Origin of the sequence: Actinospineispora eucalypti (assembly GCF_039543365.1) — a bacterium.
GTDB classification, from domain to species: Bacteria; Actinomycetota; Actinomycetes; order Mycobacteriales; family Pseudonocardiaceae; genus Pseudonocardia; species Pseudonocardia eucalypti.
The window spans coordinates 29,995-50,358 of record NZ_BAABJP010000003.1 but is presented as its reverse complement, the minus strand read 5'-3'; the positions used below and the strand labels follow the sequence as shown (position 1 = coordinate 50,358).

24 protein-coding genes and 1 pseudogene are annotated in these 20,364 nt (G+C 73.6%); 16 read left to right on the top strand and 9 right to left on the bottom strand.

Going from position 1 to position 20,364, the window contains the following annotated elements; translation table 11 throughout:
• From map to ABEB12_RS04505, 3 genes are read left to right on the top strand one after another with little or no spacing between them, the layout of a single operon-like run.
• The gene (gene map, locus ABEB12_RS04515) at positions 1-858 is read left to right on the top strand and encodes a type I methionyl aminopeptidase (RefSeq protein WP_185064825.1); all 858 of its coding nucleotides are present in this window, start codon (positions 1-3) and stop codon (positions 856-858) included.
• Complete coding sequence (locus ABEB12_RS04510; protein ID WP_185064826.1) at positions 855-2,363, top strand: cobyric acid synthase; 1,509 nt, start codon at positions 855-857, stop codon at positions 2,361-2,363. Before map ends, ABEB12_RS04510 begins: the two co-directional genes overlap by 4 nt.
• Entirely contained in the window at positions 2,354-3,148 is a 795-nt protein-coding gene (locus tag ABEB12_RS04505; RefSeq protein ID WP_345702558.1) for a DUF2127 domain-containing protein, read from the top strand. Before ABEB12_RS04510 ends, ABEB12_RS04505 begins: the two co-directional genes overlap by 10 nt.
• Here the strand turns inward: ABEB12_RS04505 and ABEB12_RS04500 are convergent.
• Together ABEB12_RS04500 and ABEB12_RS04495 are read right to left on the bottom strand one after the other, a co-directional pair.
• A complete protein-coding gene (locus ABEB12_RS04500) occupies positions 3,145-3,828 on the bottom strand; it encodes a TetR/AcrR family transcriptional regulator (RefSeq protein ID WP_345702557.1) in 684 nt (227 codons plus the stop codon). The genes ABEB12_RS04505 and ABEB12_RS04500 overlap by 4 nt on opposite strands.
• The gene (locus ABEB12_RS04495) at positions 3,825-4,202 is read right to left on the bottom strand and encodes a hypothetical protein (RefSeq protein WP_185064827.1); all 378 of its coding nucleotides are present in this window, start codon (positions 4,200-4,202) and stop codon (positions 3,825-3,827) included. Before ABEB12_RS04495 ends, ABEB12_RS04500 begins: the two co-directional genes overlap by 4 nt.
• 97 nt (positions 4,203-4,299) lie before the next feature.
• Here ABEB12_RS04495 and ABEB12_RS04490 point away from each other — a divergent pair, with 97 nt between their 5' ends.
• The 10 genes and pseudogenes from ABEB12_RS04490 (at position 4,300) to ABEB12_RS04440 (ending at position 12,323) form a co-directional block, all read left to right on the top strand.
• Complete coding sequence (locus ABEB12_RS04490; protein ID WP_185064828.1) at positions 4,300-5,244, top strand: FAD-dependent oxidoreductase; 945 nt, start codon at positions 4,300-4,302, stop codon at positions 5,242-5,244.
• A 36-nt stretch (positions 5,245-5,280) separates the two neighbouring features.
• On the top strand, positions 5,281-6,153 hold the full coding sequence (locus ABEB12_RS04485; RefSeq protein WP_185064829.1) for a glucose 1-dehydrogenase: 873 nt from the start codon (positions 5,281-5,283) through the stop codon (positions 6,151-6,153).
• A 5-nt stretch (positions 6,154-6,158) separates the two neighbouring features.
• Complete coding sequence (gene cobC / locus ABEB12_RS04480; protein WP_185064830.1) at positions 6,159-7,235, top strand: Rv2231c family pyridoxal phosphate-dependent protein CobC; 1,077 nt, start codon at positions 6,159-6,161, stop codon at positions 7,233-7,235.
• A 30-nt stretch (positions 7,236-7,265) separates the two neighbouring features.
• Entirely contained in the window at positions 7,266-8,123 is an 858-nt protein-coding gene (locus ABEB12_RS04475; protein WP_185064831.1) for a Nif3-like dinuclear metal center hexameric protein, read from the top strand.
• Positions 8,120-8,857 (top strand): zinc ribbon domain-containing protein, encoded by a 738-nt coding sequence (locus ABEB12_RS04470; protein WP_345702556.1) that lies wholly within the window; start codon positions 8,120-8,122, stop codon positions 8,855-8,857. The genes ABEB12_RS04475 and ABEB12_RS04470 overlap by 4 nt, the downstream gene beginning before the upstream one ends.
• A 2-nt stretch (positions 8,858-8,859) precedes the next feature.
• Positions 8,860-10,004, top strand: a pseudogene (locus ABEB12_RS42045) (bifunctional RNase H/acid phosphatase).
• A 29-nt stretch (positions 10,005-10,033) separates the two neighbouring features.
• Positions 10,034-10,630, top strand: coding sequence for a MarR family transcriptional regulator (locus ABEB12_RS04455; RefSeq protein ID WP_185064832.1), 597 nt, complete (start codon positions 10,034-10,036; stop codon positions 10,628-10,630).
• Positions 10,631-10,633: 3 nt separating this feature from the next.
• Positions 10,634-11,461: an EamA family transporter gene (locus ABEB12_RS04450; protein ID WP_185064833.1), complete on the top strand. Its 828-nt coding sequence runs from the start codon at positions 10,634-10,636 to the stop codon at positions 11,459-11,461.
• A 30-nt stretch (positions 11,462-11,491) separates the two neighbouring features.
• Entirely contained in the window at positions 11,492-11,848 is a 357-nt protein-coding gene (locus ABEB12_RS04445) for a metalloregulator ArsR/SmtB family transcription factor (protein WP_185064834.1), read from the top strand.
• On the top strand, positions 11,838-12,323 hold the full coding sequence (locus ABEB12_RS04440; protein WP_185064835.1) for an SRPBCC domain-containing protein: 486 nt from the start codon (positions 11,838-11,840) through the stop codon (positions 12,321-12,323). The genes ABEB12_RS04445 and ABEB12_RS04440 overlap by 11 nt, the downstream gene beginning before the upstream one ends.
• A gap of 42 nt (positions 12,324-12,365) precedes the next feature.
• Here ABEB12_RS04440 and ABEB12_RS04435 read toward each other — a convergent pair whose 3' ends face one another.
• Complete coding sequence (locus ABEB12_RS04435) at positions 12,366-12,578, bottom strand: hypothetical protein (RefSeq protein ID WP_185064836.1); 213 nt, start codon at positions 12,576-12,578, stop codon at positions 12,366-12,368.
• Between the two features lie 531 nt (positions 12,579-13,109).
• Positions 13,110-13,697, bottom strand: coding sequence for a short chain dehydrogenase (locus tag ABEB12_RS04430; RefSeq protein WP_185064837.1), 588 nt, complete (start codon positions 13,695-13,697; stop codon positions 13,110-13,112).
• Between the two features lie 45 nt (positions 13,698-13,742).
• Between ABEB12_RS04430 and ABEB12_RS04425 the strand changes: the two genes are divergently transcribed.
• The gene (locus tag ABEB12_RS04425; RefSeq protein WP_185064838.1) at positions 13,743-14,117 is read left to right on the top strand and encodes a hypothetical protein; all 375 of its coding nucleotides are present in this window, start codon (positions 13,743-13,745) and stop codon (positions 14,115-14,117) included.
• 2 nt (positions 14,118-14,119) lie between these two features.
• Here ABEB12_RS04425 and ABEB12_RS04420 read toward each other — a convergent pair whose 3' ends face one another.
• From ABEB12_RS04420 to ABEB12_RS04405, 4 genes are all read right to left on the bottom strand, one after another.
• Positions 14,120-14,881, bottom strand: coding sequence for a TSUP family transporter (locus ABEB12_RS04420; protein ID WP_185064839.1), 762 nt, complete (start codon positions 14,879-14,881; stop codon positions 14,120-14,122).
• A gap of 42 nt (positions 14,882-14,923) precedes the next feature.
• Complete coding sequence (locus tag ABEB12_RS04415) at positions 14,924-15,970, bottom strand: methyltransferase (protein ID WP_185064840.1); 1,047 nt, start codon at positions 15,968-15,970, stop codon at positions 14,924-14,926.
• Positions 15,967-16,383 carry a VOC family protein gene (locus ABEB12_RS04410; protein ID WP_185064841.1) on the bottom strand — a complete coding sequence of 139 codons (417 nt, stop codon included), beginning with the start codon at positions 16,381-16,383 and terminating at the stop codon, positions 15,967-15,969. The genes ABEB12_RS04415 and ABEB12_RS04410 overlap by 4 nt, the downstream gene beginning before the upstream one ends.
• Before the next feature lie 61 nt (positions 16,384-16,444).
• On the bottom strand, positions 16,445-16,891 hold the full coding sequence (locus ABEB12_RS04405; RefSeq protein ID WP_185064842.1) for a VOC family protein: 447 nt from the start codon (positions 16,889-16,891) through the stop codon (positions 16,445-16,447).
• 35 nt (positions 16,892-16,926) lie between these two features.
• Here ABEB12_RS04405 and ABEB12_RS04400 point away from each other — a divergent pair, with 35 nt between their 5' ends.
• Positions 16,927-17,703: a helix-turn-helix domain-containing protein gene (locus tag ABEB12_RS04400; RefSeq protein ID WP_185064843.1), complete on the top strand. Its 777-nt coding sequence runs from the start codon at positions 16,927-16,929 to the stop codon at positions 17,701-17,703.
• On the opposite strand, the gene ABEB12_RS04395 is transcribed toward ABEB12_RS04400, so the two are convergent.
• Positions 17,645-18,457: a helix-turn-helix domain-containing protein gene (locus tag ABEB12_RS04395; RefSeq protein ID WP_185064844.1), complete on the bottom strand. Its 813-nt coding sequence runs from the start codon at positions 18,455-18,457 to the stop codon at positions 17,645-17,647. The two genes, ABEB12_RS04400 and ABEB12_RS04395, sit on opposite strands and share 59 nt — an antisense overlap.
• A gap of 96 nt (positions 18,458-18,553) precedes the next feature.
• On the opposite strand from ABEB12_RS04395, the gene ABEB12_RS04390 reads away from it, so the two are divergent.
• Positions 18,554-20,077, top strand: a complete 1,524-nt coding sequence (locus ABEB12_RS04390) for a hypothetical protein (RefSeq protein ID WP_221498726.1) — start codon at positions 18,554-18,556, stop codon at positions 20,075-20,077.
• Positions 20,078-20,364: the final 287 nt, after the last annotated feature.

Genomic DNA, 20,364 nt, shown 5'->3' with positions numbered 1-20,364 from the left:
ATGCCCGTCCGCGAAGCCCTCAAACCGGGCCGCGTCTCGCCGATGCGACCGGTGCCAGCAGAGATTCCTCGCCCGGAGTACGTCGGCAAGCCGGCGCCGACGCCGAGCACCGACCCGTGGGTGCAGACCCCCGAGGTGATCGAGGCGATGCGGGCGGCCGGGAAGATCGCGGCCCAGGCATTGGCCACCGGCGGCGCGGCGGTCGCCCCCGGGGTGAGCACCGACGAGGTGGACCGGGTGGTGCACGAGTTCCTCTGCGACCACGGCGCCTACCCGTCCACGCTGGGCTACCGGGGCTTCCCGAAGAGCTGCTGCACCAGCCTCAACGAGGTCATCTGCCACGGCATCCCGGACTCCACGGTGATCCAGGACGGCGACATCGTGAACATCGACGTCACCGGGTTCATCGGCGGGGTGCACGGGGACACCAACGCCACCTTCCTGGCCGGTGACGTCGCCGAGGAGGACCGGCTGCTGGTCGAGCGCACCCGCGAGGCGATGATGCGGGCGATCAAGGCGGTGCGCCCCGGGCGGCCACTGAACGTGGTCGGCCGGGTCATCGAGTCCTACGCCAAGCGGTTCGGCTACGGCGTGGTGCGGGACTTCACCGGGCACGGCATCGGGCGCAGCTTCCACTCCGGGCTGGTGGTGCTGCACTACGACGCCCCCGATGTGGACACCCTGCTGGAGACCGGCATGACGTTCACCATCGAGCCGATGATCAACCTGGGCACCATCGACTACGACATCTGGGACGACGGCTGGACCGTGGTCACCAAGGACCGCCGGCGCACCGCCCAGTTCGAGCACACCGTCCTGGTCACCCCGGACGGCGCGGAGATCCTCACCCTCCCGTGAGCGGGGCGCTGCTCGTTGCCGGGACTACTTCGGACGCGGGCAAGAGCGTGCTGGTGGCCGGGCTGTGCCGGTGGCTGGCCCGGTCCGGGGTGAAGGTGGCGCCGTTCAAGGCGCAAAACATGTCCAACAACTCGGTGGTCACCCCGGACGGGGGCGAGATCGGCCGAGCGCAGGCGATGCAGGCGGCGGCGGCCGGCATCGAGCCTTCGGTGCGGTTGAACCCGGTGCTGCTCAAACCGGGCAGCGACCGGTCCTCGCAGGTGGTGGTGCTGGGCCGGGTGGAAGGAACGGTCAGCGCGCGGGACTACGCCGGCCGCAAGGCGGCCCTGCTGGACACCGTGGTGCGCACCCTGGAGGGCCTGCGCGCCGACCACGACGTGGTGGTGTGCGAGGGCGCCGGCTCGCCCACCGAGATCAACCTGCGGGCCAACGACATCGCCAACATGGGCCTGGCCAGGGCGGCCGGGCTGCCCGTACTGGTGGTCGGGGACATCGACCGGGGCGGGGTGCTGGCCCACCTGTTCGGCACGCTGGCGCTGCTCTCCGCCGCCGACCAGGCGCTGGTGGCCGGCTTCGTGATCAACAAGTTCCGGGGCGACCCCGGGCTGCTGGAGCCGGGGCTGCGGCAGCTGCGCGCGCTCACCGGGCGGCCCACCCTGGGCGTGCTGCCGTTCGACGACCGGCTGTGGCTGGACGCCGAGGACTCGCTGTCCTACGTGGCGGACGGGGTGGTCGGCCGCCCGCCGCCGCCGCTGGGGGAGCGCTGGCTGCGGGTGGCGGTGCCCCGGCTGCCCCGGATCTCCAATGCCACCGACGTGGAGGCGCTGGCCTGCGAGCCGGGGGTCGCCGTGCGCTACGTGACCGAGCCGTCCCGGGTGGCCGACGCGGACCTGGTGGTGCTGCCGGGGTCCAAGTCCACGGTGGCCGACCTGGACTGGCTGCGGGCCACCGGGCTGGCCGAGGCGGTGCGCGCGCACGCCGGGCGGGGCCGGCCGGTGCTGGGCATCTGCGGCGGCTACCAGATGCTCGCCCGGCGGATCACCGACGAGCACGAGTCCGGGCGCGGCGGGGTCGACGGGTTGGGCCTGCTCGATGTGGAGATCGAGTTCGAGGCGGAGAAGCGGCTGGCCCGGCCGTCCGGCCGCGCGCTGGGCCACCCGGTGACCGGGTACGAGATCCACCACGGCCGGGTGATCCGGTCGGCGGAGGCGCCGTTCATCGCCGATCCGGGCGAAGGCGCCGCCGCCGGATCGGTGCTGGGCACGCACTGGCACGGCCTGCTGGAGAACGACGGGTTCCGGCGCGCGCTGTTGGCCCGGATCGCGCCGGCGGGGTTCGTGCCGGCGCCGGACACCCGGTTCGCCGAGGTACGGGCCGCCCAGCTGGACCTGCTCGGCGACCTGGTCGAACAACACCTGGACACCGACGCCGTGATGCGCCTGATCGAAAACGGCGCGCCTCCGGACCTGCCCGCGATACCTCCTGGATCCGACTCGTGCGAGTGAAGACGCGGTTCCACTATGAGCTGATCGCCTGCGGGTTGCGTGGGCATCAGCTGGTCGGCACCGACGTGGCCACGCTGCGGCCCGGGGACGAGCCGCTGGTGCGCGAACACGGTGACGGGCTGCGCTGGCACCGCTGCCTGCGCTGCGACTCCTGGGTGCCGCTGCGGCCCCCTGAGGCGCCCACCCGGGAGCACCTGCCCGAGCGGTCGGAGATCCAGCTGCCGTTGCGCGGGCGGCCGCTGCGGGACCGGTTCGTGCTGCGGCTGATCGCGCTGGACCGGCTCGTGCACTTCCTGGTGCTCGGCGCGCTGGCCGCGCTGGTGTTCCTGTTCGCGGCGAAGCGGGCGGAGTTCAGTCCGACCTTCTACCGCGTGCTGGACGATGTGCAGGGCACGCTGGGTGGGCCGAACGGGCTGCGTGGCGGCGGCCTGGTGCGCGAGCTGGGCCGGGCGTTCGCGGCCAAGTCGGCCACGTTGCACCTGCTCGGCCTGGCATTGGCCGGCTACGCCCTGCTGGAGGGGGTGGAGGCGGTCGGCCTGTGGTTCGCCAAGCGCTGGGCCGAGTACCTGACCTTCCTGGCCACCAGCCTGCTGCTCATCCCCGAGGTGTACGAGCTGACCGGCCGGATCACCGTGGCCAAGGTAATCACGCTGGTGCTGAACCTGGCCGTGGTCGGCTACCTGCTCTACGCCAAGCGGCTGTTCGGGCTGCGGGGCGGCGGGCGGGCGGAGGCCGACGCGTACGCCCGCGACACCGGCTGGGCCGCCCTGGAGCGCAGCCCTTAGGGCCGGCGCAGCAGGCCGACCAGCTCCACGGTCTGTTTGGCCAGCGGCCGGATCACCGGCAACCGGGACAGCCGGACCAGCCGCTCGATCATCGGCACGGTGTGCTCCACCAGCAGCCGGGTGCGGGCCGTTCCGGGCGAGGTGTCGTGCACCCAGTGCAGCACGATGCCCAGGTGGTAGAGCCAGAGCAGCTCGGGCAGCGTGCCGGCCAGCTCGCTGCCCACCCGCACCGAAGCGCCGTCCACCAGCGTGCGGTAGATGCCGATCGCCGCGTCCCGGGGTGCCGAGGACGCCTGGTGGAACGGGGACAGCGGGTTGTCCGGCCGCGCGGCGGTGGCGAACAGCTGCCCGGCGAACTCGTGGTACGGCCGCGCCACATCCAGCCAGCGCAGCAGCGCGCCGCGCAGCCGGTCGGCGAAGTCGGTGGTGCCGGCGAACAGCGAGGCGCACTCGGCGGCGTGCGACTCGGCCAGGTCGTCGTAGAACCCCTGGATCAACTCCTCCTTGCTGGAGAAGTAGTAGTACGCGTTGCCCACCGACACACCGGCCTTCGCCGCGATGGCGCGCATCGTCGTGCGCTCGTAGCCGTTCTCCCGGAACAGCTCCATCGCGGCGGCCACGATCTGCGCGCGGGTGCGGGCAGATTTTAGGGTGGCGGGCGGGTTCAAAGGGGGTGTCACGAGCGGGCGCGCATCGCGGCCTGGAAGTCCTCGTCCAACTGGGCTCGGTGGTGCGAGTCACGCAGCCGGGCGAGCACCCGCAGCGTCAGCCCGTAGGCCACGCCCAGGATCAGCAGCACCACGCCGAGCTTGGTGACCACGGTCTGCGCGAACCCGTCCACCGGCACGTTGACCGTCGAAATCAACGCCAGCACGCCGAACGTGGCCAGCTGGAATCCGACCACGACCAGCTTGGTCAAACCGGCCGCACGGTCCGCCGGGTACTCCTCCTCCAGGATCGACTGGCCGCTGCGGCGGAGGATCACTCCGACTCCGGCGGTCAGTGCGGCGCCGGCGATCAGCACGGCGAAGTAGCTGACCAGATCGATGTCCACCTGGGTCGCCTCCTCATTTCTGAACGTGTTCGAAACCAGTGAACACCCAGGTAGGCAGTGATCGCAAGGTAGGGCGGGCGGGCGGGAGAATGATGCGATGCGAGTAACAGTCCTGGGCGCCGGGGTGAGCGGGCTGAGCACCGCGGTGAGCCTGTTGCGGGCCGGTGCCGGGGTCCGTGTAGTGGCCGCCGGCCCGGTGCGCGAGTCGACCTCGTACCTGGCCGCCGCCGTCTGGTTCCCCACCCACGTCGGACCGGCCGGCGCGGTGGCCCGCTGGGGCGCGCACGCCTACCGGGTGTTCGCCGAGCAGGCCGCGTGCGGTGTTCCGGGGGTGGTCATGCGCGAGTCGATGGCCCTGTACCGGCAGCCGCCGGGGGAACCGGAGTGGGCGGAACAGGTGGGCGGGGTGCGCCCGGCCGAACCGGCCGAGCTGCCGGCCGGCTACCCGCACGGGCTGCGCTACGTCGTCCCGCTGGTGGAGATGCCGCGGTATCTGCCGTGGCTGGCCGGCGAGCTGACCCGGCTCGGCGGCGAGCTGGTCACCCGCCGGGTCGGCGACCTGGCCGAGCTGGCCGGCCTGGGGACGGATGCGGTGGTCAACTGCACCGGGCTGGCCGCCCGTGAGCTGGTCGGCGACGACAGCGTGTACCCGGTGCGCGGACAGATCGTGCGGGTGACCAACCCCGGGCTGACGCTGTCCGTGCGGGACGAGGGACACCCGGAGGGGCGGGCCTACGTGCACCCGCGCGAGCGGGACGCCGTCCTGGGCGGCACGCTGGAGGAGCACCGCTGGGACACCGAACCGGACCCGGCCACCGGCGAGTCCATCCTGCGCCGCTGCCGTGACCTGGCCCCCGAGCTGGCCGGCGCCCAGGTGCTGGAGCACATTGCCGGGCTGCGGCCGGGGCGGCCCGAGGTCCGGCTGGCGGAGGGCGAGCCGGTCGGGGACACCCGGGTGATCCACAACTACGGGCACGGCGGGGCCGGCATCACGCTCAGCTGGGGCTGCGCCGCCGACGTGGTGTCCCTACTCGCGAGGTAATCGCGCACAAAGCCCCGGCCGCCTACCGTCGCCGGCATGACGGGAAACGAGCAGCTCGCCGGCAAGGTGGCGATCATCACCGGCGGCACCAGCGGGCTGGGCGCGCGCATGGCGGAGCTGTTCGCCGCCGAGGGGGCCGGCGTGGTGGTCACCGGCCGGCGCCGGGAGGCGGGCGAGGAGCTGGCCACCCGGCTGGGGCCGGGGGTGAGCTTCCTGGCGGCCGACGTGTCCGTCGAGGCCGACGTCCGGGCCACCGTGGCGCACGCGCTGGACCGGTTCGGCCGGCTGGACGTGCTGGTCAACAACGCCGGCAACGCGGGCACGCTGAGCGGCGCACTGGACGTCGACCTGGACGAGTTCCGGCGCACCTTCGACGTGCACGTGCTGGGCACCGTGGCCGGTATCAAGCACGTCGGCCCGCACCTGGTGGCGCAGGGCCACGGGTCGATCGTCAACGTGTCCAGCGTGGGCGGGTTGTTGGCCGGCTGGACGCCGTACGACTACGCGGCGGCCAAGGCCGCCGTCACCCACCTGACCCGGTGCGCGGCGGTGGAGCTGGGCGAGCACGGGGTGCGGGTGAACAGCATCTCGCCCGGCCCGATCCCCACCGGCATCCAGACCAAGACCGCCGGCGCCGACCCGGAGGCGGCGGCGCGCAGCGTGGACAAGCTGGCCGAGCTGATGTCCGCCGGGCTGGCGTCCTGGCAACCGGTGCGCCGGCTGGGCACCCCGGACGACGTGGCGGCCACCGCGCTGTGGCTGGCCAGCGACGCGTCCAGCTTCGTGAACGGGCAGGACATCGCCGTCGACGGCGGGCTCACCGCCGGGCGGCCCGCCTCGGTCTCCGCCGAGGCCTACCGGCACATCGGCGCCCTGGCCCGGGAGGCGGCCGACGCCCACATAACGTAGGCGCCATGGATCTGCGCCATCACGGGGACGTCGACGCCGCGCCGGGCCTGCTCGACTTCGCGGTCAACGTCCGCGGCAGCCGCCCGCCGGACTGGCTGCGCGAGCGCCTGGTGGCCGCCGTCGACCGGCTGGGCCGCTACCCGTCGGCCGCCGACGACCTCGCCGCCCGCGAGGCGGTGGCCCGGCGGCACGGGCGGCGGCCGGAGGAGGTGCTGATCCTGGCCGGCGCGGCCGAGGGGTTCGCCATGCTGCCCGGGCTGCGCCCGTCCCGTCCGGTGGTGCTGCACCCGGGGTTCACCGAGCCGGAGGTGGCGCTGCGCGCGGCCGGCCTGGACGTGCGGCGGGTCTTCACCGACGCCGGCGACGGTCACCGGCTCCGCCCGGAGGCCGTGCCGGCGGACGCGGACCTGGTGGTGCTGGGCAATCCGACCAACCCGACCTCGGTGCTGCACCCGGCCGCCGAGGTCGCCCGGCTGGCTCGCCCGGGGCGGGTACTGGTGGTGGACGAGGCGTTCGCCGACGCGGTCCCCGGCGAGCCGGAGTCGCTTTCCGCGCGCGCCGACGTACCCGGGATTCTGGTGCTGCGCAGCCTGACCAAGACCTGGGCGCTGCCCGGGCTGCGCGCCGGCTACGCCCTCGGCGACCCGGAGCTGCTGGCCCGGCTGTCCGCCGCACGGCCGCCGTGGCCGGTGGGCACCCTGGTGCTGGAGGCGGTGCGGGCCTGCTGTGAGCCGGCCGCGCTGGCCGAGGCGGCGGCCGCCGCCGAGGAGCTGTCGGCGCACAGGGCCTGGCTGGCCGGGGCGCTGGCCGAGCTGCCCGGCGTGCGCGTGCACGGGCCGGCGGCCGGCCCGTTCCTGCTGCTCACCGTGCCCGGCGGGGCCCAGGTGCGGTCCGGGCTGCGGGACGCCGGGGTGGCGGTGCGCCGGTGCGACACGTTCCCCGGGCTGACCGAGGACCAGCTGCGGGTGGCGGTGCGGCCGCCGGGCGAGGCCGGCGCGCTGGTCGGTGCGTTGGCGCGAGCGCTGAGGCACTACGGTTCGTCGGATGCGAGTGGGCCGGAAACCGCCAACTCAGTGTGCTGAGAGTGCCGACTCGCGGGGGAGGGGCTGGGTGTGGCGACGCTCGGGGACGTAATCACCGCGCTGGAAACCGCCTATCCGCCGGGGTTGGCGGAGGCGTGGGATGCGGTGGGCTTGGTCTGCGGGGATCCGGCGGCGCCGGTTTCCCGGGTGTTGGTGGCGGTGGACCCGGTGGAGGAGACCATCGAGGAGGCCGTCGAGGGCGGCGCCCAGCTGTTGGTGAGCCACCACCCGCTGCTGCTGCGCGGGGTGCACGGGGTGCCGGCCGACCAGCCCAAGGGCCGCCTGGTGCACCGGTTGATCACCGCCGGCGTGGGCCTGTTCACCGCGCACACCAATGCCGACTCGGCCGACCCGGGGGTGTCCGACGCGCTGGCCGCCGCGCTCGGCCTTCCGGTCACCGGGCCGCTGGTGCCCCGGGACCCCACCGGCCGGCTCGGCCTCGGCCGGATCGGCGAGCTGCCCGAGCCGGAGACGCTGGCCGACTTCACCCGGCGGGCGGCGGCCGCGCTGCCGGCCACCGCGTGGGGTGTGCGGGCCGCCGGTGACCCGGACCGGCCGGTGCGCCGGGTCGCGGTGTGCGGCGGCGCCGGGGACTCCGCGCTGGCCGACGCCATCGCCGCCGGGGTGGACGTCTACCTCACCGCCGACCTGCGTCACCACCCGGCCAGCGAGCACCTGCTGGCCGGAGGCATCCCCGGCCGCCCCACCCCGGCGTTGGTGGACGTGGCGCACTGGGCCTCGGAGCACCCGTGGTGCGCCCAGGCGGCGGCGGTGATCAACAATGCCTTCCGGGGTAACGTCGAGGCCTCCGTCTCGTGGCGCCGCACCGACCCGTGGACGCTCGGTGCCGGCCAGCCAGAGTCGTCAGAAAGGAACCCCGCGCAGTGAACGCCGAACCCGCAGCCCAGCAGCGGTTGCTCCAGCTCGCCGATGTGGACGCGGAGCTGAACCGGATCGACCACCGCCGCCGCGCGATGCCCGAGCTGGCCGAGATCACCGAGGCGGAGAAGATACTGCGGGAACGCAAGGACGCGGTGGTTTCCGCCGAGACCTCGGCGCGCGACCTGGACCGGGAGATCGCCCGGCTGGAGCGGGACGTGGAGGGCGTGCGGGCCAGGGCGGAGCGGGACCAGAACCTGCTCGCCGGCGCCGGCCTCCCGGCCAAACAGGCCGCCGACCTGCAGCACGAGCTGGAGACCCTGGCCCGCCGCCAGGGCGTGCTGGAGGACGAGCAGTTGGAGATCATGGAGCAGCGCGAGGCGGTGCAGACCAACCTGGACGCCGCCCAGGGGGAGCTGGCCGAGGCCGAGCGGGCGCTGGCCGACGCGCAGACCCGCCGGGACGGCACGCTGGCCGACCTGGAGGCCGCCGAGGCCGGCCGGCGCCGGGACCGCGAGCCGATCGTGGACGGGCTGCCGGCGGACCTGGTCAAGCTGTACGAGTCGATCCGGTCCCGGGGCGGTCCCGGGGCGGCCATGCTGCGGGCCCGCAAGTGCGGCGCCTGCCGGCTGGAGCTGGACCGCTCCGAGGTGAGCCAGATCCGGGCCGCCGCGCCGGACGAGGTGCTGCGGCACGAGGAGTGCGGGGCGATCATGGTGCGCACCTCGGAGTCGGGCCTGTGAGGCTGGTCATCGAGGCGGACGGCGGCTCGCGGGGGAACCCGGGACCGGCCGGCTACGGCGCCCTGGTGCTCGACGCCGATACCGACGAGGTGCTCGCCGAGTCGGCCGAGGGCATCGGCGTCGCCACCAACAACGTGGCCGAGTACCAGGGCCTGATCGCCGGCCTGCGCGCCGCCGTCGCGCTGGCCGAGCGCGGACCGGTGGCCGACGTCGAGGTGCGGATGGACTCCAAGCTGGTGGTGGAGCAGATGTCCGGGCGCTGGCGGGTGAAGCACCCGGCCATGCAGCCGCTCGCACTGGAGGCCGGCCGGCTGGTCCGTGACCTGGGTGGGGTCCGCTTCACCTGGGTCCCGAGAGCCCGCAACAAACGCGCCGACCGCCTGGCCAACGAAGCCATGGACGCCCAGTCCCAGCCCGCGCCGTGACCCCCACCCCTCCGCCGATTCAGTCGGTTCAGCAGGCCTGTTCAGTCACTTCAGCAGCCCCCGCGTCGACGGCGTGGACCGGCCAGACCGGCCGGCCGACCCGGTTCCTGTTGCTGCGGCACGGCCAGACCGAGTACTCCGCGCAGCGCCGCTACTCCGGCCGGGCCGATCCGGAGCTGACCGAGCTCGGCCACGCCCAGGCCGCCGCCGTGGCGGCCGGGATCGGTTCGGTGGACGGGACGGACAAGGTCAGCGCGGTCCTCAGCTCGCCGCTGCGCCGGGCCCGGCAGACCGCCGAGCCGGTGGCCGCCGCGCTCGGCGCCGGCCCGGTGACCTCGCACGAGGGCCTGTTGGAGACCGACTTCGGCGCCTGGGACGGCCTGACCTTCGCCGAAGCCAGGACCCGCGACCCCGAGGTGCACCGCCGCTGGCTGGGGGACGAGACGGTGGACCCGCCGGGCGGCGAGAGCTTCGCCGCGGTGGGTACGCGCGTGGCAAAAATGCGCGCAGAGCTGGTGGCCGCCCACCCGGGCGAGACGTTGCTGCTGGTCAGCCACGTGACACCGATCAAGATGCTGGTCCGGCAGGCGCTGGGCAGCGGCCCCGAGGTGCTCTACCGGATGCACCTGGACCTGGCCTCGCTGTGCATCGCCGAGTTCTACCCCGACGGCGGCGCCTCGGTGCGCCTGGTGAACGGCCGCTTCCCGGTAACACAGGTTTAGGGCGGCGCTGATCCGGTCATGCATGAGTCATGCATGACGTGGAACGCACGGCCAACCTGCTGGGCGCCGCCGCCCTGGCGCTGACCGACCTGATGTTCGCCGAGCTGGCCCACGCCGGCGGGCTGTCCGCGAGCGGTGCGGCCGCACTGGTCACGCTGGGCGCGGCGCCCGACCTGAGCGTCACCGAGCTGGGCCGGCGGGTCGGGCTGAGCCAGCCGGCGGCGGCGCGAATGGTGGACGGCCTGGAACGGCGCGCATTCGCCCGGCGGGCTCCGGGGGCCGGCCGAGAGGTGTCCGTCCGGCTCACTCCGGCCGGGGAAGGCATCGCGGCCCGGCTGACCGGAGCCCGGACGCAGGCGCTGGCCGGCCCACTGGCGGCGCTGGACCAGGGTCAACTGGCCGCGCTGGACGGCGCCCTGTCCGGCCTGCTGGCCGCGTTGTACCGGCGGGTAGGCAGCGCCGACCTGCTGTGCCGGCTGTGCGACCGGGAGCGTTGCACGCGGGGTGCGCCCTGTCCGGTCGGCCAGGCCGGGCGGGAAGTCGGCCAGGCGGGGCGGGATGTCGGCGAGGCCGGGCGGGAAGTCGGCCAGGCCGGGCGGCGGGTCGGCCAGGCCGGAAGGCAGTGACCGGTGGGCACCCTGCTCGCCCTGGCGTCGTCGGTCTGTTACGGCATCGCCGACTACGCCGGGGGTCTGCTCTCCCGACGGACCAGCCCGGCCGCCGTGGCGCTGGTCGGGCAGCTCGGCGGGCTGGTGCTGATGGCGGTCGCCGCCGTGCTGCTGCCCGGCCGGCCGTTGGCCGCCGACCTGGGCTGGGGCGCGCTGTCCGGTGCGGGCACCGGCGTCGGCATGCTGCTCCTGTACCGGGCGCTGGCGCGCGGGGCGATGAGCGTGGCGGTGCCGGTGAGCGCGGTGGGCGGCCTGGCCATCCCGGTGCTGTTCGGGCTGGCGCTGTTCGGCGAGCGGCCTTCCGCGCTCTCCGGACTGGGTATGGCGCTCGCGGTCCCCGCGCTGTTCCTGCTGGCCAGGGACGGGCGGCCGGCTGAGCTGGCCAGCAGTGGAACGGTGGACGCGCTGGTCGCCGGGGTGGGCATCGCGGTGCAGTACCTCGCGCTGGCCCGGGCGCAGCCGGATGCCGGGATGTGGCCGGTGGCCGCCGGGCGGCTGGCCGCCGCCCTGCTGATCGCGCCGCTGCTGCTGAGGGCCGCCGACCGATGGATGCCCGCGCCGCGACTGGCCGCCGCCGCGGCGACCGGCTGCTGCGCCGCGCTGGCACTGGTGGCCTACCTGCTGGCCACCCGTGAGCAGCTGGTCACCGTGGCGGTGGTGCTGTCCTCGCTGTACCCGGTGCTTCCGGTGCTGCTCGGGCTGACCGTGCTGGGCGAACGGCTGACCGCGCCCCAACGGTTCGGCCTGCTCACGGCCGGTGTGGCCACCGTCCTGCTGGCTGCGGGTTGACACATACCCATATGGGAATATGATTGGTGCATGGCCCGGGCAGCGACTACGACGGACGCGTTCAACGCGGTGGCCGAGCCCCGGCGGCGGGAGATTCTGGACCTGCTGGCCGGGGGCGAGCTGCCGGTGAACGAGCTCGTCGAGCGGCTCGGGCTGGCCCAGCCCCTGGTCTCCAAGCACCTGCGGGTGCTGCGCGAGGTCGGGCTGGTCCAGGTGCGCGAGGACGGGCGGCGGCGGCTCTACCGGCTCGACGGCCGGCCGCTGCGGCCCATCTACGAGTGGGTGCGCACCTACGAACAGACCTGGTCGCGACGCCTCGACCTGTTGGACGACGTGGTGGCCGAACTCAAGGAACAGGAGCAGAAGGATGTCCGCGATGACGAATAAGGGAACCGCGGTTGTCACCCTCCCCGGGGACACCCAGATCTTGATCACGCGCGAGTTCGACGCGCCCAGGCACCTGGTCTACCGGGCGTGGACCACGCCGGAGCTGATCAAGCGCTGGTGGGGTGCGGACCGGGCCGAGGTCACGCACGTCGAGGTGGACCTGCGGGTGGGCGGGAAGTGGCGCTACGTGGCGGTGGCCCACGAGGGCGGGTTCGAGTTCGCCTTCCACGGGGAGTACCGCGAGGTGGTGACCAATGAGCGCCTGGTGTCCACCGAGGTCTTCGAGGGTGCTCCGGACGCCGCCGCGCTGAACACGCTCACCCTCACCGAACGCGACGGCCGCACCACGCTCACCACGCTGGTGGAGCACACCAGCCAGGAGCACCGGGACGCGCACATCAACTCCGGCATGGAGGGCGGCATGCAGGAGGCGATGGACCACCTGGAGGAGGTCGCCCGCTCGTTGGAGCTCTGAGAGCGCTAGCAAACTGCGCTGGTCGCTAGCGGCCCGCCACGCTCAGAGAACGTCGGTGACCAGACCACCCACGTTGTCGAGGACCGAGCCGACGTCCACGCCGACGACCTCGAGCCCCGACTCGCCGCCGAGGTTGACCAGTCCACTGTTGAGAATGCCCGAGTCGTCCTGGTCGGCGCTGGCCACGCCGACCAGTCCGGCCAGGCTCACCGCGGCAATTCCGGCAACAACCGCCGCACGCTTCGCAATTTTCACATCTGCTCCTTCTTTAGCAGGCTGATCACCTAACGCGGGCCGAACCCGCTGGTGAATCAACGGGTGAATATCCGAGGAGATGCTTTGCGAAATGCGTTTTCATGCGTCCGAGTAGTCCTGATCGTGATTGCGAATACATAAGCCTGAAATCGACCGATCTACCGTGCAATCATCAAAAGATTACGCGAGTGGAAATGGTGAGCACCTACTTCTGGCCGGTGCGCGGCGGCCGGGACGGTTTCATGGTCAAGTAGCGAGAGCAGACGCTACTGGACGGTAGAACGTCTGTAGCCGCTACTTGACCATGAACCAGCGGTTCGCCGGGCTGGATACATGATCAGCAGGGCATGGTGGTCGCCTGTGGCTGCCCGGGACGGCCCTCATGTCCTGCTGATCATGAACGCGACGACAGCCCACCGAGCGAACACAACGTCCGGGCGAAGCCGCGCCATATCGGTCAGCCGCGGCCGGCGCCTGGCCAGCCGCCGCCTGGATCACCGGACTTACGGCACGAATTTCCGGCGCGGGACACTAGGGTTCGATGATCTCGCCCGAGCCCGGGCCGTGCACCGCGCGCAGGTAGGCCTGCGCGACCTGTGCGGCCGGGGTGCCGCCGGACCCGTCGGCGCCCATCGCCTCCAGCGTCTCCCGGATCCAGCCGGGGCTGACCAGGTTGATCCGCTGGCTTCGGGGCAGTTCGGCGGCCGCGTTGCGCACGAACCCGGCGAGGCCCTGGTTCACCAGTGCGCCCAGCGAACCACCGGCCAGCGGGGCGGCGAAGGTGCCGCCGGTGAGGGTGATGGAACCGCCCTCGGGCAGGTTCCGGGCCGCCCGGCGCGCCAGCCCGACCTGGCCGAGCAGCTTGCCCCGCATGCCGTCCAGGAACTCCTCGTCGGTGGCCGAGACCAGGTCCAGCAGCGGCCCGCTGGCCGCGCAGCAGACCACCGCCGCCAAACCGGTGACCTTGGCGAACGCCCGGTCCAAGGAGGCCGGGTCGGTCAGGTCGACGCGCACCGGGCCGCCCCGGGCCCCGCGGACCACCTCGTGCCCCGCCTCCTCCAGCGCGGCGGCGACCGCCCCGCCGAGGGTGCCGGTCGCGCCGATCACCAAGATCTTCATACCGTCATTATCAGCCTCTCAGGTCCGCGGGTTATGGTCGGCTCCGTGGACGAGAACCGAGCCCGCCGGGTGGTGGACACGCTGCGCGACCGGGGTATCGACGCGCACCTGGAACGCGCCGGCACGTACCAGTTCGGCGTGCGGGTGACGCTGGGCGACGGCCGCGAGGCGGTCTGGGACACCGACGGCACCGCGACCCTCGAGGCCCAGGTCATGCGGAACGGCAACCTGGTCGGGTTCGTGCCGGTCATCGAGGGGTCGGAGGACTTCGACGAGGCCCAGGTGGTGGACGCCATCGCACGCACCGACTACGACCGCCCGATCGCCACCCAACGGACCAGCGCGCCGCCCCCCGCCCCCGCGCTGCCCCGGGAGGGCGGCGTGTTCCGCCGGTTCATGGACGGCTTCCGCTACCGGTAGGGCTACCGGTAGAACAGGTAGCCGGCCACCGCGACGCCGAGCACCACCACCGACCAGCGCAGCACCGACTCGGGCAGCACCCGGGCCAGGCGCATGCCCAGGAACCCGCCGACCAGTGTGGTCGGCGCGAGCAGCGCCACCGCCAGCCAGTGCACCGGCGCGCCCAGCGCGAAGATCACCAAGGTCACCGTGGCCACCACCAGCGACAACGCCGCCTTGACCGCGTTCAGTCGGACCAGCCGGTCGTGCGCGGTCAGGGACAGCACGGAGATCAGGATCACGCCGAGCGCCCCGCCGAAGTAGCCGCCGTACACCGAGGCCACGAACACGGCGGGCAGCAGCACCGACCGCCGGTCCGGGCCGTCCGGGTCCGGGGCGCCGATCCACCGCCGCAGCCAGGGGGAGAACCCGAGCAGCACGGCGGCCAGCAGCACCAGCGCCGGCACCACCGCGTCGAACACCTGGCCCGGCAGCACCAGCAGCAGCGCGCAGCCCAGCCCGGTGCCGGCGATGGCCACGCCGATGGTGCTGATCACCCGGTTCCGCTGGCCGGCCAGCTCCCGCCGGGCACCGGCGACCGCGCCGATGTAGCCGGGCCACTGGGCGATCGAGTTGGTCACGTTGGCCGGCAGCGTCGGCAGGCCGATGGCGAGCAGCGCGGGGAACAGCAGCAGCGAGCCACCGCCGGCGACCGCGTTCACCAGGCCCGACAGCAACCCCGCCACCAGCAGAAAGGCCGTCTGGCCGGGCGGGGGGAGCGTCACGCCCGCGACACTATCCCGGCGGGGGTGCCGCACTTGCGGTAGTTAGCCGGTGGCGCCCGGTGATGCTCGCAACACGCTGTAGTTGTCCGCGTCGGCCGGCGGGGTGACCGCGTCCAGGCGCAGCCCGGCGGCGGCCAGCAGCGCGCCGAACTCCGCCTCGGTGCGTTCCCGGCCGCCGGTGCAGACCAGCATGTTCAGGTCGCCCATCAGCATGCCGCCGGCGGCGGGCAGCCCGGCCGGGTCGACCGGCACCACCGGTTCGATCAGGTACAGCGCCGCGGCCGGCGTCATCGCCTCCCGGCAGCGGCGCAGGATGCGAGTGGCCGCATCGTCGTCCCAGTCGTGGATCACGCTCTTCAGCACGTAGGTGTCGCAGCCGCCGGGGACCGAGGCGAAGAAGTCCCCGGTGACCACCTCGCACCGGTCGCGCACGCCCGCCCCGGTGAGCACCCGCTCGGCGTCGCGGTGCCCGGAGGCGGTGTCGTGGAGCACCCCGGTCGCCCCGGGGTGCGCGGCCAGGAAGGCGGCCAGCAGCGTGCCGTTGCCCCCGCCCAGGTCGGCGATCCGGCGGGGGGCGGCCAACCCGCAGCGGGTCACCACGTCGGGCGCGACCTCCCGGGTGTGCTCGGCCATCGCCTCGTTGAACACCGCCCCCTCTTCCGGGTGTGCGGCAAAGTAGCCGAACGAGTTCGTCCCGTGCAGGTGCTCGAAGGCCGTCTCCCCGGTGCGCACGCTGTGTTCCAGCCGGCCCCAGGACCGCCACACCGGCTCGCCGGCGAACAGCAGCACCAGGTTGCGGACCGAGCCGGGCACGCCGGCGCGCAGCAGCTGCCCGGTGCCGGTCAGCTCGAACCGGCCGTCGGCCAGCGTGACCAGCCCGAGCGACGCCGCCGCCCGCAACAGCCGGTACAGGGACGGCGCGTGCGTGCCGGTGCGCGCGGCCAGCCGCTCGGCGGTGGCCGGGCCGTCGGCCAGCCGGTCGGCGACCGCCAGCCGGGCCAGCGCGTGCGCGACTTGCGCGGGGATGTATCCGAGCAGCAGGGGGAACAGCTCGCCCCGGGCGCGGGAGAGGTCCTCGGTGACGGTCATCCGCGCGTTGCCGGGGTGACCGCCGCCGGCCGGTAGGTGCCGAAGCTCCACACGTTGCCCTCGGGGTCGCGGGCGGCGAAGTCCCGCGAGCCGTAGTCCTGGTCGGTCAGCCCGCGGACGATCTCGGCGCCGGCCGCCACCGCGCGGTCGTGCGCCGCGTCCGGGTCGTCCACCGCCAGGTAGATCACCGCGGTGCCGGTGTCGAAGACGTCCGGCTCGCCGCTCGGCCGCGAGCTGACCATCACCACGCCGTTGCCCCAGCTGAGCTCGGCGTGCATCACCTGGCCGTCCGGGCCTTCGTGCACGTCGCCGGCCACCAGGCCGAGCGACTTGGTGAGAAACTCGATGGCGGCGCGGGCGTCGTCGTAGCGCAGGGTCGGGTACACGCTCGGGGCGTGCTCGTTGTCGGTCATGCCGGGAACGTTAGGGCGATCGGGAGGAGGCGTCTTGGACGAATGCGACCTTTCACCCGGCTCAGCCGGGCGGCCCGAAGGTGATCGTTCCGTCCGCGCCGAACACCAGGCCCGGATTGTGCGCCACCTCCCAGCGGAACCCGGCCGGGTCGGCGAAGAAGCCGTGCATGAACCCCACCTCGCCGACCTGTGCCTTCTTCAACACCGTGCCGCCGGCGGCCTCGGCCTTGGCCAGCACAGCGGTCACCTCGGCATCGCTGGCCACGTTGTGCGCCAGGGTGAACGGCGCCGGCCCGGTCGCGCGGGGGGCCTGGGTTGCGGGGTCGATGTCCCGCTCCAGGTTGTCCGCGCCCCACAGTCCGAGCAGCAGCGCCGGCCCCACCTGCAGGAAGACGATGTCGCCCGGCACCTCGAAGACCGGCGACCAGCCGAGGCCGTCGACGTAGAAGCGGCGTACGGCGGCCAGGTCCGGCACGCCCAGCGTGATGATGTTCACCTTCGGTTCCATGCCGGCCAGCATGGCCGCCGGGACGGGCGGGAGTCGTGAACGAAACGGCCATCTACCGGGAGGAGCCCGCGCCCGCCGGCTGGGGGCCGGCGGCCTACCGCGTCTGGTACCAGCGGGCGGCCGGCGGACATCGCCAGCTGGTGCTCCCGGACGGTTGTGCCGACGTGATCGTGGACGACCGGGGCCGGGCAATCCTGGTCGGTTCGGCCACCGGCGCGCAGACCCCGCTGATGGCCCCGGGCCGCGGCCTGCACGGACTGCGCCTGGCCTCGGCCGGGATCAGGGCGGCGCTGGGGGTGCCGGCCGCCGAGCTCACCGACCGGACGCTGCCGCTGGACCAGGTGCTGCCGGGCCCGCTGGCCCGCGCCCTGGTCGACGCGCTGGGTACCGGTGACCCCCTGGCCACCGATCACGTGCGGCACTGGCTGGCAGGGGCGGAACCGGACCCCCGGATCGCCGTGGCCGCCCGGGTCCTCTGGCGGTCACCCAGTCGCGACGTCGCCGAGGTGGCCGACCTGGTCGGGCTGTCCGGCCGGCAGCTGCGGCGGGCGCTCCTGGCCGACGTGGGGCTCGGGCCGAAGGCCTACCAGCGGGTCGGGCGGCTGCACCGGTTCCTGGCGCTGGCCCGGGCGGACGGGACGGCCGGGCTGGCCGAGCTGGCCGCCCGCGCCGGCTACGCCGACCAGCCGCACCTCAGCCGGGAGGCACGGGCGCTGTCCGGGCTCAGCCCCTCGGCCCTGCTCGACCATCAGCTCAGTCCGGCGGGTACGCCCCCTCCGGCGCCTGTTCGGCCAGCAGCTCGGACGGGGTGAGCCCGGTCAGCCGGCGCACCTCGCGAGCCAGGTGGCTGTGGTCGGCGTAGCCGGCGCGGGCGGCCACGTCGGCGATGGAACCGGCACCGGGGGAACCGAGCAGGTGCAGCGCGTGCCGGAACCGCAGCACCTGGGCGGCCGGCTTGGGCGGCAGCCCGACCTGGCGGCGGAACCGGTCGGTGAAGTGCCGGCGGCTCCAGCCGACCTCGCTGGCCAGCGCGCCGACCGGCGCCGCGCCGTGCGAGCGGGCCAGCTGGCCCCAGGCCCAGCGCACCTCGGGGTCCGCCGCCCGGCCGCGCTCGGCCCAGCCGAACAGGGTGCGTTCGGCCAGCTCGAACCGCGCCGGCCAGTCGGGTTGCGCGGCCAGTCGCTCGCCCAGGTCGGGCCAGCCCGGCAGGGTCAGCTGGCCGGGCCCGACCACCACGTCGGTCAGCTCGGTCATCGGTAGGCCGAGCAGGCGGTAGGCGCCCAGCGGGCTCAGGTCGATCTGCATGCACCGCAGGGTGCCGTCGTGCTCGGTGTGCACCGGGATCTCGTGCAGCCCGGCCAGGAACGCGGTGAACGTGCCGGCGCCGGTGTCCGAGCTGATCCGGATGGGGTCGCCGAGGCTGAGGATGAGCGTGATGGTGTCGGTGGGCACCTCGCGCCGGTAGACCAGGCCGGCGGTCCGCTCGCGGAACCCGGTGATCCGGCGGATGTGGCCGCGCAGCGCCGGGTGCGGGCTGTGCCCGACCCAGTTCACCGACGCGTCCATAAGTCCCATTTTGGCACCGGCCGTCGCGCTGTAATTCCCGCGTGCGCCTAACTGGGCGCCCGCTCGGCACGCGCGTGCCGCGCTACGATGATCAGTGTGGCTCAGCTCCCGCCGGAGTACCTGGACCCGAACACCCCGCCGGACGTGGTCGTCACCGACCGGATACGTCCACCGATCGAGGAGCCGACGCTGGGCGAGCCACTCGGCCGCCCCGCCCCCGGCCTGCCAACGGTGCCGGACACCCCGGCGCACCCGCTGGTCACCGTCGGCGACTCGCTGACCCACGGCATGATCAGCGGCGCGGTGCTGCACACCGAGCTGTCCTGGCCGGCCCAGGTGGCCGAGCGGCTGGGTATCGGGTCGTTCCCGGTGCCCAGCTACAACGGCCCGCTGGGCGGCCTGCCGCTGAACATCGAGGAGCTGCTGCGCAAGCTGCAGAGCCGCTACGGCAGCGACCTGAGCCTGGTGGAGAAGCTGGGCCTGCCGATCGACGTGCAGCGGCTGGTGGACGCCAACGAGGACTACTGGGAGCGCGGTCCCGGGCACGCGTCACCGCGCACCGACCTGCGCTACGCGAACCTGGGCATCTACGGCTGGGACGTGCGGGACGCGCTGTCGTACACCGCCGGGCGGGCGGCCGCCGGCCAGGGCCGGCCGACCAAGGACGAGTTCACCGGTGCCCGCCCGGAGAACGACAACGACATCGCGGCCAACTCGGTGCTCGCGCCCTTCGGCGGCGACGCCACCCAGCTGTCGTCGGCCGCCGCGCACGGCGCCGACGGCGGCATCGGCGTGCTGGTGGTGGTGCTGGGCGCGAACAATGCGCTCGGCTCGGTGACCGCCAAGAAGGTGGACTGGTCCCAGGCCGGCTACGACAACCTGGACGAGAAACACAGGTTCAACGTCTGGCAGCCCAGCCATTTCGCCGCCGAGTACGCCGAACTGGTCCGTGCGGTGCGTGGCATCCCGGCGCGCACCGTGCTGCTGGCGACCGTGCCGCACGTGACGATCGCGCCGATCGCCAAGGGGGTCAACCCGGACAACCCGGGCCAGAAGTGGCGGGACGGCTCGCGGTACTTCCCGTTCTACACCGACCCGTGGGTGGAGGAGTCGGCGTTCCGGCCCGGCCGGCACCGGCACCTCACCCACCAGCAGGCGCGGGCCATCGACTCGGCGATCGACCAGTACAACGACAGCATCCTGGACGCGATCCGCGCGGCCCGCCGGGAGGGCCGGGACTGGCGGGTGCTGGACCTGTGCGGGGTGCTGGACGGGCTGAGCTTCCGCCGGTTCGCCTCGGACGCGGCCGCCGCCGAGGCCAATGGCTGGGTGCCGCGCGCGCTGCCCGCGCCGATCGCCGACCTGGACACCCGGTTCTTCTCCTCGGACGCCACCGGCCGCCACGCCGGCGGTTTGTTCGGCCTGGACGGCATCCACCCCACGACCTGCGGTTACGGCATCATCGCGCAGGCCGTGCTGGACGCGCTGGGCACCGGGCAGCCGGTCGACTTCGCCGCGCTGCGCGGCCGCGACACCCTCAACGCCAACCCGCCCGCGCTGCTGGACGCCGCGCTCGACCTGCTGTCCCCGTTCCTAAGCCTCTTCGTCTCCGCCGGCTGACCTGGCCTCATCGGCCTCGCCGCGGCTGGGGTGCCGCCTCTTGCCCGACCGTCAGGCACTCAGGTTTGTTTCGGCCGCCAGAACCACCCCGGGGGAGCGAGAAAACGTAGCGGGCCGCACCCGGATTGCGGCAGACCAGCTCGCCCGCGCCATCCAAAGCAAATTTCTCGCCGATATGCACGATCGGACCTATCGCCCGAATTCCTCACTCAGGGCCTAGTGTCCCGCCCGGCGCCTTTCGGTCGGGTCTCACGACAAGCGGTTGGAGTGTAGCGGCCTTCGTCACG

Coding starts and splice junctions, on each gene's coding strand:
- map (WP_185064825.1), top strand. CDS start 1: ATGCCCGTCCGCGAAGCCCTCAAACCGGGCCGCGTCTCGCCGATGCGA.
- ABEB12_RS04490 (WP_185064828.1), top strand. CDS start 4,300: ATGCGAGTAACAGTCCTGGGCGCCGGGGTGAGCGGGCTGAGCACCGCG.
- ABEB12_RS04485 (WP_185064829.1), top strand. CDS start 5,281: ATGACGGGAAACGAGCAGCTCGCCGGCAAGGTGGCGATCATCACCGGC.
- cobC (WP_185064830.1), top strand. CDS start 6,159: ATGGATCTGCGCCATCACGGGGACGTCGACGCCGCGCCGGGCCTGCTC.
- ABEB12_RS04455 (WP_185064832.1), top strand. CDS start 10,034: ATGCATGACGTGGAACGCACGGCCAACCTGCTGGGCGCCGCCGCCCTG.
- ABEB12_RS04445 (WP_185064834.1), top strand. CDS start 11,492: ATGGCCCGGGCAGCGACTACGACGGACGCGTTCAACGCGGTGGCCGAG.
- ABEB12_RS04440 (WP_185064835.1), top strand. CDS start 11,838: ATGACGAATAAGGGAACCGCGGTTGTCACCCTCCCCGGGGACACCCAG.
- ABEB12_RS04430 (WP_185064837.1), bottom strand. CDS start 13,697: ATGAAGATCTTGGTGATCGGCGCGACCGGCACCCTCGGCGGGGCGGTC.
- ABEB12_RS04415 (WP_185064840.1), bottom strand. CDS start 15,970: ATGACCGTCACCGAGGACCTCTCCCGCGCCCGGGGCGAGCTGTTCCCC.
- ABEB12_RS04410 (WP_185064841.1), bottom strand. CDS start 16,383: ATGACCGACAACGAGCACGCCCCGAGCGTGTACCCGACCCTGCGCTAC.
- ABEB12_RS04405 (WP_185064842.1), bottom strand. CDS start 16,891: ATGGAACCGAAGGTGAACATCATCACGCTGGGCGTGCCGGACCTGGCC.
- ABEB12_RS04395 (WP_185064844.1), bottom strand. CDS start 18,457: ATGGACGCGTCGGTGAACTGGGTCGGGCACAGCCCGCACCCGGCGCTG.